Annotated in this window: 9 protein-coding genes and 2 pseudogenes; 9 read left to right on the plus strand and 2 right to left on the minus strand. The window is 62.9% G+C overall.

Annotated features, from left to right (window positions below):
* Positions 1–130: 130 nt before the first annotated feature.
* Together narL and JWR98_RS17690 are read right to left on the minus strand one after the other, a co-directional pair.
* The gene (gene narL / locus JWR98_RS17685; RefSeq protein WP_205490695.1) at positions 131–778 is read right to left on the minus strand and encodes a two-component system response regulator NarL; all 648 of its coding nucleotides are present in this window, start codon (positions 776–778) and stop codon (positions 131–133) included.
* Complete coding sequence (locus tag JWR98_RS17690; protein ID WP_205490697.1) at positions 775–2,577, minus strand: HAMP domain-containing protein; 1,803 nt, start codon at positions 2,575–2,577, stop codon at positions 775–777. The genes narL and JWR98_RS17690 overlap by 4 nt, the downstream gene beginning before the upstream one ends.
* A gap of 310 nt (positions 2,578–2,887) precedes the next feature.
* Between JWR98_RS17690 and JWR98_RS17695 the strand changes: the two genes are divergently transcribed.
* From JWR98_RS17695 to moaA, 9 genes and pseudogenes are all read left to right on the plus strand, one after another.
* Positions 2,888–4,138 carry an MFS transporter gene (locus JWR98_RS17695; RefSeq protein WP_078733538.1) on the plus strand — a complete coding sequence of 417 codons (1,251 nt, stop codon included), beginning with the start codon at positions 2,888–2,890 and terminating at the stop codon, positions 4,136–4,138.
* Between the two features lie 2 nt (positions 4,139–4,140).
* A pseudogene (locus tag JWR98_RS17700) lies at positions 4,141–5,537 on the plus strand (NarK family nitrate/nitrite MFS transporter).
* A gap of 54 nt (positions 5,538–5,591) precedes the next feature.
* Positions 5,592–9,364: pseudogene (locus tag JWR98_RS17705) on the plus strand (nitrate reductase subunit alpha).
* Position 9,365: 1 nt separating this feature from the next.
* Positions 9,366–9,872: a nitrate reductase subunit beta gene (locus JWR98_RS29510; RefSeq protein WP_225908766.1), complete on the plus strand. Its 507-nt coding sequence runs from the start codon at positions 9,366–9,368 to the stop codon at positions 9,870–9,872.
* A complete protein-coding gene (gene narH, locus JWR98_RS17710; RefSeq protein ID WP_225908767.1) occupies positions 9,775–10,902 on the plus strand; it encodes a nitrate reductase subunit beta in 1,128 nt (375 codons plus the stop codon). Before JWR98_RS29510 ends, narH begins: the two co-directional genes overlap by 98 nt.
* Before the next feature lie 3 nt (positions 10,903–10,905).
* Positions 10,906–11,661 carry a nitrate reductase molybdenum cofactor assembly chaperone gene (narJ, locus tag JWR98_RS17715; protein ID WP_078733534.1) on the plus strand — a complete coding sequence of 252 codons (756 nt, stop codon included), beginning with the start codon at positions 10,906–10,908 and terminating at the stop codon, positions 11,659–11,661.
* On the plus strand, positions 11,654–12,331 hold the full coding sequence (gene narI / locus JWR98_RS17720) for a respiratory nitrate reductase subunit gamma (RefSeq protein WP_205490698.1): 678 nt from the start codon (positions 11,654–11,656) through the stop codon (positions 12,329–12,331). Before narJ ends, narI begins: the two co-directional genes overlap by 8 nt.
* A gap of 10 nt (positions 12,332–12,341) precedes the next feature.
* Positions 12,342–13,247 carry a peptidylprolyl isomerase gene (locus JWR98_RS17725; RefSeq protein WP_205490700.1) on the plus strand — a complete coding sequence of 302 codons (906 nt, stop codon included), beginning with the start codon at positions 12,342–12,344 and terminating at the stop codon, positions 13,245–13,247.
* A gap of 1 nt (position 13,248) precedes the next feature.
* The gene (moaA, locus tag JWR98_RS17730; protein WP_205490701.1) at positions 13,249–14,235 is read left to right on the plus strand and encodes a GTP 3',8-cyclase MoaA; all 987 of its coding nucleotides are present in this window, start codon (positions 13,249–13,251) and stop codon (positions 14,233–14,235) included.
* The last annotated feature ends 126 nt before the right edge of the window (positions 14,236–14,361 follow it).

Below are 14,361 nucleotides of genomic sequence, written 5' to 3' on the forward strand. Positions count from 1 at the left end.
TGAGGGAGTGTCAGTGGATGCATCTGTTGCTGACCCACTGCCATCGGGAGCAAGCCCCCTCCCACATTTTGATCTCTGTACATCAGGTAGGTCTCAGTCTGCTCGGGCTGGATATGTACTCAACCCCCCGTCACCCCACCTGCCGCAAATGCTCCATCGCCCAAACCGCCGCCTCCACCCGCGATCGCAACCCCAGCTTATGCAGCAGATTCTTCACATGCACCTTCACCGTGCCCTCCGTAATCCCCAGCTTATGCCCGATCACCTTGTTGCTATACCCCCCGGCAATCGTCTTCAGCACCTGACGCTCGCGTTCAGTCAATTCCACCGCCGCATGAGGCTGCGGTGACCGCAAAGCCTGCGCCAGCACACGGGTCAGCCCAGGGCTGATCACCAGCGCGCCCCGCAGCGCATCACGGATGAATTCCACCACCAACTCCGGCTCCATGTCTTTGAGCAGGTAGCCATTGGCATCCAGGCGCAACGCGTCGCGGATGTCGTCCTCGGCGTCGGACACGGTAAACAGCAACACCTTGCCGCTGTAGTGCATGGCGCGCAGGCGGCGCAGGGTTTCCAGGCCGTTCATGTGCGGCATGTTGTTGTCCAGCAGGATCAGGTCCGGTTGCAGGAGCTCGATCTGGTCGAGGGCTTCCTGGCCGTTACCGGCTTCACCGACTACCAGCAGGTCGTCTTCCAGTTCGAGGATCTGGCGCATGCCGCGGCGCATCATCGGGTGATCGTCGACCAGCAGGATACGGTGGCGCGTGGCGGTGTTCATGAGGCGGTGCCTTGTAGGGAGTGGCCGAAAAATTCCGGCTGGAAACGCAGGTGCACGCGGGTGCCCTGGGGCTCGCGGGGGCTGATGTCGAGGTCGCCGCGCAGGCTGCGGGCGCGTTCGTCCATGATGGTCAGGCCGTGGTGTTCGCGGCGGTCGATGTCGCCGCTGAAGCCGCGGCCGTCGTCTTCGATGCTCAGGCTCACGGTTTCGCCGACCTGGCGCAGTTGCAGCCAGGCGTTCTGCGCATGCGCATGGCGCAGGCAGTTGGACAGCGCCTCGCGGGTGATCTGCAGCAGGTGGATCTGTTCGCTGGCCGATAATTGGAAGGCCAGGGCATCCACATGCAGGTGCACCTGGAACTCGCCGCGTCGGGAGAATTCTTCGGCAGTGTCCGACAGTTCGCGCACCAGCCCGGCGTCGTTGATCTGCAGGCGGAAGGTGGTGAGCAATTCGCGCAGTTGGCGATAGGCGTTGTTCAGGCCATCGCGCAGTTCGCCGGTGACGGTGGCCAGGGTTTCCACCGGTTCGCCACGGCGGATCAGGGTTTGCATACGGCTCACTTGCAGCTTCATGTAGGACAGCGCCTGGGCCAGGGAGTCGTGCAGTTCGCGAGCAATGATGGTGCGTTCGTCGAGCAGCAGCAGGCGGTGGTCCTGCTCGCGTTGGCGTTTGAGCGACAGCGAGGTGCCGATCAGGTTGGCCAGGGCCTGGATCAGTTGTTGTTCCCAGGCCTGAGGCGCATGACCGTCGATGAAGTGGGCCTTGAGTTCGCCCAGTTCCGAGCCCTGGTTACTGATGCTGAACACCTGGGGTGGCGCGGCTTTGTGTTTCTGGCAGCTGGCGCAATCGCCGATGGCGCACACGTTGCGGCTGTCGCCGCCGTGCAGGGCAAGCATCTGCTGGGCCGGCGCGAGGAAGTGACCTTGCAGGCACAGCGACAGGCGCAGCCCCGGCAGGCGTGTCTGGAAGCGCCGGATCAGTTCATCGAGGCCTTCGGCGTTGGCCAGGCGCGTGGCCAGGCTGCGGCTGCTCTGGTAGAGCAATTCGAGGGCGGCGTTGGCTTGTTGCAGGTTGAGGGTCTTGAGTTTCACCTGGCTTTCCAGGGTGCGGTGGGACGCCTCGATGGTCTCGGCCATGGCGTTGAAGCTCAGGGCCAGTTGCCCCAGTTCGTCCTCGGAGCGGTGGTTGACGCGGGTCTGGAAGTCGCCGTCACGAAAGCGCCGGGTGGCGTGCACCAGTTCTTCCAGGGGGCTGACCACCCCGTACTGCAATTCATACAGGCCCAGCAGCAGGATGATCAGGGTGCTGAACAGCGCCAGGCCCTGGATGCCTTGCTGCCAGCTTTGTTTCTGTTCGCTGTGTTGCTGCAACAGGCTGACGAAGCGGTTGAGCTGTTCGACGAAAGCCGGTGCGTTGGCTTGGAACAACAGGCTGTCACCGCGTGCCAGGGCCGGGCGCAACTCGTCGTGCCAGCGTTGCTGGATTTGTTGGTAGCTCTGCAACAGCACGCCGCGCGGGCCGTCTTCGAGCACCGCCTTGAGGGATTGGCTGTCCAGGCGGCCTTGCAGGCTTTGGGTGATGGCGCCGATTTCGTCAGGCGGTGCGCCGGCGGCAAGCTTCCAGCTGAGGTGGTAAGTCTCCATGCGCACGGAACCGGCGGTGTTGATCGCGGCGGCATCACCCTGGCTGAACCAGGCGATCAAGCCTGCACTCAAGGAACTGGCCAGGGCGAGAACGGCGATCAGGATAACCGCGAGGCCGGCGCGGGCGGGCAGGGAACTGCGCAGCCAGTCAAGCATGGCGGCGTAATCGAAGGGGGCAGGGCAGCAGCATGGTTGCACCGGGCACGGGAAAAGGGGCTGAACACAGCCTTCCCTGGCGTCCTACCTCTAAAGAATTGCCGGCGCACCCTCCCACGGATAAAAGCCGGCACAAGAGACCAATCCATTGATAAATAAAGGCTTTCTCTTGTTGTTGCGGCTACCTCCTTGGAGGTAGACGGGGCCAGCATAGCCCCATACCCCCGGGGTCGACGTTGATCTGGGTCAAGTTCCACGGGGGTGCCGCCCCTAACCTGCGCTCATGGAATCACTTTCTGGAGCGCATACCGTGACTCAACCCCGTATGAGACAGGGCCTGGTGCTGGGCATGAGCACCCTGGCTTTCACCGTCTGCTTTATGGTGTGGATGATGTTCGCCGTGTTGGGCGTACCCATCAAAGAGCTGTTGCAACTCAACGAAACCCAGTTCGGCCTGCTGGCCGCCACCCCGGTGCTGACCGGCTCACTGGTGCGCCTGCCCCTGGGCCTGCTCACCGACCGCTTCGGCGGGCGCATCGTGTTCTTCCTGTTGATGCTTGCCTGCGTGCTGCCGCTGTACCTGATCACCTACGCCACCGCCTATTGGCAGTTCCTGGTGCTGGGGCTGTTTGTCGGCCTGGCCGGCGGCTCGTTTTCGGTGGGCATCGCCTATGTCGCCAAGTGGTTCGACAAAGAGAACCAAGGCTTTGCCATGGGCGTGTTCGGCGCCGGCAATGCCGGGGCGGCGGTGACCAAGTTTCTCGCCCCGGCGCTGATCGCCCTGGGCACCTGGCACCTGGTGCCCAAGGTGTTTGGCGCGATCCTGTTTATCACCGCGTTGTTGTTCTGGTTCCTTACCAGCGAAGACAAAACCCACCGCAGCGCCGGCGGCGCCACCCTGCGCCAACAGTTGCTGTGCCTCAAGGACCCGGCCGTGTGGCGCTACTGCCAGTACTACTCGATTGTGTTCGGCGGCTATGTGGCCCTGGCGCTGTGGATGACCAAGTACTACGTGCAGGAATACGGCTTCAGCCTGCAAAGCGCCGCGCTGCTGGCCGCGTGTTTCTCCCTGCCTGGCGGCGTACTGCGCGCGGTGGGCGGCTGGATGTCCGACCGCTGGGGCGCCCAGAGCGTGACCTGGTGGGTGCTGTGGGTGAGCTGGATCTGCCTGTTCCTGCTCAGCTACCCGCAGACGCAATTGCAGGTGCAGACCGTCAACGGTCCCCTCGACTTTCACATCGGCCTCAACGCCACGCTGTTCACCGTGCTGCTGTTCGTGATGGGCATCGCCTTCGCGTTCGGCAAGGCCTCGGTGTTCAAGTACATCGCCAATGACTACCCCCAAAACATGGGCGCGGTGTCCGGCATCGTCGGCCTGGCCGGTGGCCTGGGCGGCTTTGTGCTGCCGATCCTGTTCGGCGCCCTGGTGGACCTCACCGGCGTGCGCTCTTCCTGCTTCATGTTGATGTACGGCGTGGTCTGGGTGTCCCTGACCTGGATGTACCTCAGCGAAGTTCGCAAACAGCCGTTGCTCGGCAAGCCCTCTCTTCAAGGAGAATAATCATGTCCATCGCACAAAAGCCCGGCTCGGGCCCGGTGATCCACGACTGGCGCCCTGAAGACCCGGCGTTCTGGGGCGCCAGCGGCAAGAAGACCGCGACCCGCAACCTGTGGATCTCGATTCCCGCGCTGCTGCTGGCCTTCGCCGTATGGATGGTGTGGAGCACGGTGATCGTGCGCCTCAATGCTATCGGCTTTACCTTCACCACCGACCAACTGTTCTGGCTGGCGGCGCTGCCGGGGTTGTCCGGCGCCACCTTGCGGGTGTTCTACTCGTTCATGGTGCCGATCTTCGGCGGGCGCCGCTGGACGGCGCTGAGCACCGTGTCCCTGCTGCTGCCGTCGCTGTGGATGGGCTTCGCGGTGCAAGACCCCAACACCCCGTACAGCGTGTTCGTGCTGATCGCCTTGCTCTGCGGTTTCGGCGGCGGCAACTTCGCCTCGAGCATGTCCAATATCAGCTTCTTCTACCCCAAGTCGCAGCAAGGCACAGCCTTGGGGCTGAATGCCGGCCTGGGTAACCTGGGCGTGTCGGTGATGCAGTTCTGCGTGCCGCTGGTGATCACGTTCGGCGTGTTCGGTCTGATGGGTGGGCAACCGCAGACCTTGCCGGATGGCAGTCAACTCTGGTTGCAGAACGCCGGGTTTATCTGGGTGCCGTTCATCCTCGCCGTCACCGTGGCGGCGTGGTTCGGCATGAACGACCTGTCCAGCGCCCGCGCGTCATTCAGCGAGCAGGCGTGATCTTCAAGCGCAAGCACAACTGGCTGATGTGCTGGTTGTACCTGGCGACCTTCGGTTCGTTCATCGGCTTCTCGGCGGCCTTTCCGCTGCTGATCAAGACCTCGTTTCCCGAGGTGGTGGCACTCAAGTTCGCCTTCCTCGGCCCGCTGGTCGGTGCGCTGGTACGCCCGTTGGGCGGCTGGCTGGCGGACAAGTTGGGCGGTGCGCGGGTGACCCTGTGGAACTTCGTGCTGATGATCGTGATGGTGTTCGGTGTGCTGCATTTTCTGCCGCAGAACGGGCAGGGCGGCAGCTTCTACGGCTTCCTCGGCATGTTCATGCTGCTGTTCATCACCACCGGCGTGGGCAACGGTTCCACCTTCCGCATGATCCCGGTGATCTTCCGTACCCAGCATGAAAAAGCCAGCGCCGGCAAGCCTGCGGCGGTGCGCGAACAAGCCCTCAAAGACGCCGGCAAAGAATCGGCCGCCGTGCTCGGCTTCAGCTCGGCCATGGGCGCGTTCGGCGCGTTCTTCATTCCCAAGTCCTTCGGCACGTCCATGGCCGCCACCGGCAGCCCGGCCATGGCCTTCTACATGTTTGTCGGTTTCTACCTGAGCTGCATCGTCGTGACCTGGTGGTGGTACGCCCGCAAAGGCTGCGCCACACCCTGCTGATCGACCACGAATTCGCGGGGCAACGCACCCCGCACGCCTGATGAGGAAAGCACCATGAGTCACTTGTTGGATCAACTGCGGTTCTTCAACCGCAAGCAAAACGAATTCTCCGACGGTCACGGCGAGACCCGCAAAGAGTCCCGCGACTGGGAAAACGTCTACCGCTCGCGCTGGCAATACGACAAGATCGTGCGCTCCACCCACGGCGTGAACTGCACCGGCTCGTGCTCGTGGAAGATCTACGTGAAGAACGGCCTGATCACCTGGGAAACCCAGCAGACCGACTACCCGCGCACCCGCAACGACCTGCCCAACCATGAACCGCGCGGCTGCCCGCGTGGCGCGAGCTACAGCTGGTACATCTACAGCGCCAACCGGCTCAAGTACCCGAAGATCCGCAAGCCGCTGCTCAAGTTATGGCGTGAAGCGCGCCTGACCCTGCCGCCGGTCGAGGCGTGGGCGAGCATCGTCGAGGACAAGGTCAAGGCCGACTCGTACAAGAGCAAGCGCGGCATGGGCGGTTTCATCCGCTCGAACTGGGAGGAGGTCAACGAGATCATCGCCGCCTCCAACGTCTACACCATCAAGCAGTACGGCCCGGACCGCATCGTTGGCTTCTCGCCGATTCCGGCCATGTCGATGGTCAGCTATGCGGCGGGCTCTCGTTATTTGTCGCTGATCGGCGGCGTGTGCCTGAGCTTCTACGACTGGTACTGCGACCTGCCACCGGCCTCGCCGATGGTGTGGGGCGAGCAGACCGATGTGCCGGAATCGGCCGACTGGTACAACTCCAACTACATCATCGCCTGGGGTTCCAACGTCCCGCAGACCCGCACCCCCGACGCACACTTCTTCACCGAGGTGCGCTACAAGGGCACCAAGACCGTGGCCATCACCCCCGACTATTCGGAAGTGGCCAAGCTTACCGACCTGTGGCTCAACCCCAAGCAGGGCACCGACGCCGCGTTGGCCCAGGCCTTCAATCATGTGATCTTCAAAGAGTTTCACCTGGATAAACCGAGCGCGTATTTCACCGACTACGCCAAGCGCTTTACCGACCTGCCGGTGCTGGTGATGCTCAAGCCGATGACCGGTTTTGCGCCGGGCGCCGGTTTCCAGCCCGACCGCTTCCTGCGTGCCTCGGACCTCACCGGCAACCTCGGCCAGGACAACAACCCGGAATGGAAAACCATCGCCCTCGATGAGAGCGGCGAGTTGGTCTCGCCACAAGGCTCCATCGGTTACCGCTGGGGCGAGAAGGGCAAGTGGAACATCCTCGCCAAGGAGGGCGGTGAAGGCCGCGCCATCGACCTCAAACTCAGCCTGATCGGTGACGACGTCGCCGAAGTGGCCTTCCCGTATTTTGCCGGCGAAGCCCACGAGCACTTCCAGCACGTGGCCGGCGATGCCGTGCAGTTCCGTCGCGTGCCGGTGCACAGCGTGACCCTGGCCGACGGCACGGTGGCCAAGGTCGCCACGGTGTTCGACTTGTCCGCCGCCAACCTGGCCATCGACCGTGGCCTGGGCGCCACAACGTGGCCAAGGACTACGATGACGCCAGCGTGCCGGGCACCCCGGCGTGGCAGGAAGCGATCACCGGTGTCAGCCGCGAGAAAGCCATCCAGATCGCCCGCGAGTTCGCCGACAACGCCGACAAAACCCGTGGCCGTTCGATGATCATCGTCGGCGCGGCGATGAACCACTGGTACCACATGGACATGAACTACCGCGGGCTGATCAACATGCTCATGCTCTGCGGTTGCGTCGGCCAGACCGGCGGCGGCTGGGCCCACTACGTCGGCCAGGAAAAACTGCGCCCGCAATGCGGCTGGCTGCCCCTGGCCTTCGGCCTGGACTGGAACCGCCCGCCGCGCCAGATGAACGGCACCAGCTTCTTCTACGGCCACAGCTCCCAGTGGCGCCACGAGAAGATGAACATGCACGACGTGCTCTCGCCCCTGGCCGACAAGTCGCAGTTCCCCACCCACGCCCTGGACTACAACATCCGCGCCGAACGCGCCGGCTGGTTGCCCAGCGCGCCGCAACTCAACACCAACCCGCTGCACATCTGCCGTGACGCGGCCGCCGCCGGCATGACGCCCAAAGACTACGTGGTCAAATCCTGGCAGGACGGCAGCCTGCGCTTTGCCTGCGAACAGCCGGACAGCCCGGTGAACTTCCCGCGCAACATGTTTATCTGGCGCTCCAACCTGCTCGGCTCCTCGGGCAAGGGCCATGAGTACATGCTCAAGTACCTGTTGGGCACCAAGAACGGGGTGATGAACGAAGACATCGGCTTTGGCGGCGAAAGCAAGCCCACCGAAGCCGAGTGGGTCGACGACGGCGCCATCGGCAAGCTCGACCTGGTGACCACCCTGGACTTCCGCATGTCCTCCACCTGTGTGTATTCCGACATCGTTTTGCCGACCGCCACCTGGTACGAAAAAGACGACATGAACACTTCGGACATGCACCCGTTCATCCACCCGTTGTCGGCGGCCATCGACCCGGCGTGGGAGTCACGTTCGGACTGGGAAATCTACAAGGGCATCGCCAAGGCGTTCTCGGCCATGTCGGTCGGCCACCTGGGCGTGGAGCAGGACCTGGTCACCGTACCGCTGATGCACGACAGCGTCGGCGAACTGGCCCAGCCGTTCGGCGGCACCGATTGGAAAAGCGCCGGTGTGGCGCCGGTACCGGGCAAGAACGCGCCGAACATGGCCGTGGTGGAGCGCGACTACCCGAACATCTACAAGAAATTCACCTCGCTGGGCCCGATGCTGGAAAAACTCGGCAACGGCGGCAAGGGCATCAACTGGAACACCGATGAAGAAGTCGAGTTCCTCGGCGAGCTCAACCATCAGGAAAACGCTGCGGGCATCAGCCACGGCCGGCCGAAAATCGACAGCGCCATCGACGCCGCCGAAGTGATCCTGTCCCTGGCCCCGGAAACCAACGGCAAGGTCGCCTTGAAAGCCTGGGCCGCGCTGTCGGAATTCACCGGCATTGACCACAGCCACCTGGCGATCTCCAAGGCCCACGAAGCGATTCGTTTCCGCGATATCCAGGCGCAGCCGCGCAAGATCATCTCCAGCCCCACCTGGTCGGGGCTTGAAGATGAACACGTGAGCTACAACGCCGGCTACACCAATGTCCATGAAAACATCCCATGGCGCACCATCACCGGCCGCCAACAGTTCTACCAGGACCACCCGTGGATGCAGGCGTTCGGCGAGCAGTTGATGAGCTATCGACCACCGGTCAACACCCGCACCATCGAAGGCGTGAAGGGCAAGCGCAGCAATGGCGAGACCGAGATCGTGCTGAACTGGATCACCCCGCACCAGAAGTGGGGCATCCACAGCACCTACAGCGACAACCTGTTGATGCTCACCCTGAGCCGTGGCGGGCCGATTGTGTGGCTCTCGGAAATCGACGCCAAGCGCGCCGGCATCGAGGACAACGACTGGATCGAATGCTTCAACGTCAACGGCGCGCTCACCGCCCGCGCGGTGGTCAGCCAGCGCGTCAAGGAAGGCATGGTGATGATGTACCACGCCCAGGAACGCATCGTGAACGTGCCGGGTTCGGAAACCACCAAGACCCGTGGCGGCCACCACAACTCGGTGACCCGCGTGGTGCTCAAGCCCACCCACATGATCGGTGGCTACGCCCAGCAGGCCTACGGCTTCAACTATTACGGCACGGTCGGTTGCAACCGCGATGAATTCGTCGTGGTGCGCAAGATGGCCAAGGTCGACTGGCTCGATGGCTCCAGCGGCGATGACCTGCCGCGCCCATTGCCGACCGATATCGAGGAGAACTGAGATGAAGATTCGCTCACAGATCGGCATGGTGCTGAACCTGGACAAATGCATCGGCTGCCACACCTGCTCGATTACCTGCAAAAACGTGTGGACCAGCCGCGAAGGCATGGAATACGCCTGGTTCAACAACGTCGAATCCAAGCCCGGTATCGGTTACCCCAAAGAGTGGGAAAACCAGGACAAGTGGAAGGGCGGCTGGGTGCGCAACGCCAACGGCTCGATCAACCCGCGTATCGGCGGCAAGTTCCGCGTGTTGGCGAACATCTTCGCCAACCCCGACCTGCCGAGCCTGGACGACTACTACGAGCCGTTCGATTTCGACTACCAGCACCTGCATACCGCGCCGTTGGGCGAACACCAGCCGACCGCACGCCCGCGTTCGCTGGTGTCGGGCAAGCGCATGCAAAAGATTGAGTGGGCCCAACTGGGAAGAAATCCTCGGCACCGAGTTTGCCAAACGGCGCAAGGACAAGAACTTCGACCAGATCCAGGCCGACATTTACGGTGAGTACGAAAACACCTTCATGATGTACCTGCCACGCCTGTGCGAGCACTGCCTGAACCCGGCGTGCGCGGCGTCGTGCCCCAGTGGCGCGATCTACAAGCGCGAAGAAGACGGCATCGTGCTGATCGACCAGGAGAAATGCCGCGGCTGGCGCATGTGCATCAGCGGCTGCCCGTACAAGAAAATCTACTTCAACTGGAAGAGCGGCAAGTCGGAGAAGTGCATCTTCTGCTACCCGCGCATCGAAGCCGGCATGCCTACCGTGTGTGCTGAAACCTGCGTCGGCCGCATTCGTTATCTCGGTGTGCTGCTGTATGACGCCGACCGCATCAGCGAAGTGGCCAGCACCGCCAACGAGCAGGACCTGTACGAGAAGCAGCTGGAAATCTTCCTCGACCCGAACGACCCGGCGGTGATCCGCCAGGCCCTGGCCGATGGCGTGCCGCAGTCGGTGATCGACTCGGCCCAACGCTCGCCCGTCTACAAGATGGCCGTGGATTGGAAACTCGCGCTGCCGTTGCACCCGGAATACCGCACCTTGCCGATGGTCTGGTACGTGCCGCCACTCTCGCCGATCCAGAACGCCGCGGCTGCCGGCACCGTGGGCATGAACGGGGTAATTCCGGATGTCGACAGCCTGCGTATTCCGCTGCGCTACCTGGCGAACATGCTCACCGCCGGCGATGAAAAACCGGTCAAGCGTGCCCTCAAGCGCCTGTTGGCGATGCGTGCCTACAAGCGCTCCCAGCAAGTCGATGGCGTGCAAGACATGCAAGTGCTCGAAGACGTCGGCTTGAGCGTGGAACAGGTGGAAGAGATGTACCGCTACCTGGCCATCGCCAACTACGAAGACCGCTTCGTGGTACCCAGCGCCCACCGTGAAGACGCCATGAGCGATGCGTTCGCCGAGCGCTCCGGCTGCGGGTTCAGCTTCGGCAGCGGCTGCAGCGGCAGCTCCGACACCAACATGTTCGGCGCCAAGAAGGCCAACCGCCGCGACGTGCTCAAAACCGTACAGATCTGGGAGGACTGAGCCATGCGCATTCTTAAAGTGATTTCGCTGCTGCTGGATTATCCCACCGAGACCCTGGTGAACGGCCGCGACGAATTGGAACAGGCGATTCTCGAATCGCGGGAAATCAGCCCCAAGCAGCGCGGCGCGTTGTTCGAACTGCTGGAGCTGATCTGCACCAACGACTTGATGGACGGCCAGGAACACTACGGCGCGTTGTTTGGCCGGGGGCGTTCACTGTCGCTGTTGTTGTTCGAACACGTGCACGGCGAGTCCCGCGACCGGGGCCAGGCCATGGTTGACATGATGGCCCAGTACCAAGAGGCCGGCTTTGCCATCGGCGTCAAGGAGCTGCCGGACTACATCCCGCTGTACCTGGAGTTCCTCTCCACTCGCGAAGACATCGAGGCCCGTGAGGGCCTGGCGGATGTGGCGCATCTGTTGGCGTTGCTTGCCGCGCGGCTGGACGAGCGTGAGAGCGGCTATGCCAGTTGCTTCCGTGCGCTGTTGCAGATCGCTGGCGCCGAGCCGCACCAGGCCGTGGCCGAACTGCGTGCCCAGGTCGCCGCCGAGCCGCGTGACGACTCCCTCGAAGCCCTGGACAAGATCTGGGAAGAGGAAGCGGTGGACTTTATGCAGGCTGAGCAACAGGACCGCTGCAGCTCGATGCCAAGCGCACCCGGCAAGGCCCGCGAAGAAAGCGCGGTGCCGTTGCACTGGGTGGATTTTCAGCAAGAAGGCCGGGCCGCAGCGCCAGCCGGGGAGGTGGGTAATGTCTAAGTGGAATTTGCTGGTATTCGGGGTGTATCCGTATGTGGCCCTGGCCATTTGTTTGTTGGGCAGTTGGGCGCGGTTCGACCTGTCGCAGTACACCTGGAAGGCCGGCTCCAGCCAGATGCTCAACAACCGTGGCATGCGCGTGGCGAGCAACTTCTTCCACATCGGCGTGCTGTTCGTACTGGCCGGGCATTTTGTCGGCCTGCTCACCCCGGCGTCGGTCTATCACCATGTGATCAGCACTGAAAACAAACAGTTGCTGGCAATGGTCTCCGGCGGCTTCTTCGGCCTGCTGTGCCTGGTGGGCCTATTGATGCTGGTCAAGCGCCGCCTGGGTGATCCGCGTGTGCGGGCGACATCGAGCCCGTCGGACATCCTGATTCTGCTGGTATTGCTCGCGCAATTGCTGCTGGGCTTGCTGACCATCGTGGCCTCCACCGGCCATATGGACGGCTCGGTGATGGTGATGCTCGCCGACTGGGCACAGAACGTGGTGCTGTTGCGGCCGGTGCAGGCGGCCGAGGCGATCACGCCGGTGTCGCTGATCTACAAGGCTCATGTGGCGCTGGGTTTGACCCTGTTCGTGCTGTTCCCGTTTACCCGCCTGGTGCACATGGTCAGCGCGCCGATCTGGTACCTGGGGCGTCGTTATCAAATCGTGCGGCAGAAGTGAGGAGAACAACATGACCAGTGGATGCGGATGTGGTGGTGGCAATGGCGGCAGCGGCGGTTGCGGCTCGTCGGCCAAAGAGGCGGTGGTTGAAGTCGCGGTGCCGCTTGAGCCTGAATTGATTGCCAGCAGTGAACAGGAGTGGCCGATCATCAGCGTCAACGGCGTGCCGGTCACGGCTGAGGCGATGGCCCTGGAGTTGCAATATCACCCGGCCGAAAGCCGCGAGGCGGCGGTGTACCTGGCCGCCCGCGCGCTGGTGATCCGCGAGCTGTTGCAGCAGCGGATTGCCGAGCTGGGCCTGGCGGTGGACATCGCCCCCGGTGAAAACGAAGAGGAAGCGGCCACGCGTTTGCTGCTGGAGCGCGAGGTCAAGGTGCCCGAGTGCGACGAGGCCACCTGCCTGCGTTACTTCGACAACAACCGGGGGCGTTTCCACAGTGCGCCGTTGTTGGCGGTACGGCACATCCTGCTCGAATGCGCGCCGGACGACATCGAGGCGCGCGATCTGGCGCACAGCCAGGCAGAAGTCTTGCTGCTGAGCCTGGAAGAGCAGCCAGGCCAGTTTGCCGAACTGGCCCTCAAGTATTCGGCGTGCCCGTCCAAGGCCCAGGGCGGTTCGCTGGGCCAGGTGAGCAAAGGCCAGACCGTGCCGGAGCTGGAGCGTCAGCTGTTCACCCTGGCGCCGGGCCTGGCCGGCAAACCGTTGGAGAGTCGTTATGGCTGGCATGTGATCAGCGTCGACCAGCGCATCGAAGGCCAGCCGTTGCCCTATGAAGCAGTGGCGGTGGCCATTCGCACGCAACTGCAACAGGGCGTGTGGCAGAAGGCCTTGGTGCAGTACCTGCAAACCCTGATCGGCGCGGCGGACATTCGCGGCATCGCGCTGCAGGGCGCCGACTCGCCGCTGGTGCAGTGACATGAGCCTGGTGGATGGTGTGGGTCGCTCCATCGACTACCTGCGCCTGTCGGTGACCGACCGCTGTGATTTTCGCTGTGTGTACTGCATGGCGAAAACCATGACGTTCCTGCCGCGTCAGCAGGTGTTGACGCTGGAAGAGCTGCAGCGCCTGGCTGCGTTGTTCGTCGGCCAGGGCGTGCGCAAGATCCGTCTTACCGGCGGCGAACCGCTGATCCGCCCCGGCATTGTCGGCTTGTGCCGCAACATCGCCGCGTTGCCGGGGCTGCGTGAACTGGTGATGACCAGCAATGGCTCGCAGTTGGCGCGATTGGCCCGGCCGTTGGTGGAGGCGGGGGTCAAGCGCATGAATATCAGCCTGGATAGTCTGGATGCGCAGAGGTTTCGCGCGATCACCCGCAACGGTGATGTACGCCAGGTGCTGGACGGGATCGAGGCGGCGCGGGAGGCGGGGTTCGAGCGGGTCAAGCTCAACTGCGTGGTGATGAAGGGACGCAATTTTGATGAGGTGCCGGCGTTGGTGCGGTATGCCATCGAGCAGGGCATCGACATCAGTTTCATCGAGGAAATGCCCCTGGGGGATGTGGGTCGCTCACGCGGGGAGACGTCTTGCTCCAGTGATGAAGTGCGGGCGCTGATTGCTCGCGAACATGGGTTGATCGACAGCACCGAGAACAGCGGCGGGCCGGCGCGGTATGTGCGCTTGGCACGGCATCCAGGCACGCGCATCGGGTTTATTTCGCCTAATTCGCATAATTTTTGCGGCAGTTGCAATCGGGTGCGCATGACGGTTGAGGGGCAGTTGTTGTTGTGTCTGGGGCAGGAACAGGCGGTGGACTTTCGAGGGTTGTTGCGCCGCTATCCGCTGGACGATGGGCCGTTGGTCGAGGCGTTGCGTCGGGGGTTGAGGGGCAAGCCGTTGCGGCATGATTTTACCGGGACGGGCGAGGTGCAGGTGGTGCGGTTTATGAACATGAGTGGGGGGTGAGTGCATACCCATTACTTCGGCCTGCCGGTTTTGTGTCTGATGTACTCGCTAAAAATGTGGGAGGGGGCTTGCCCCCGATTGCAGTGGGTCAGTACCAAATCCATCAACTGACACTCCCTCATCGGG

It is taken from the genome of Pseudomonas lactucae (assembly GCF_016937615.1).
GTDB classification, from domain to species: Bacteria; Pseudomonadota; Gammaproteobacteria; order Pseudomonadales; family Pseudomonadaceae; genus Aquipseudomonas; species Aquipseudomonas lactucae.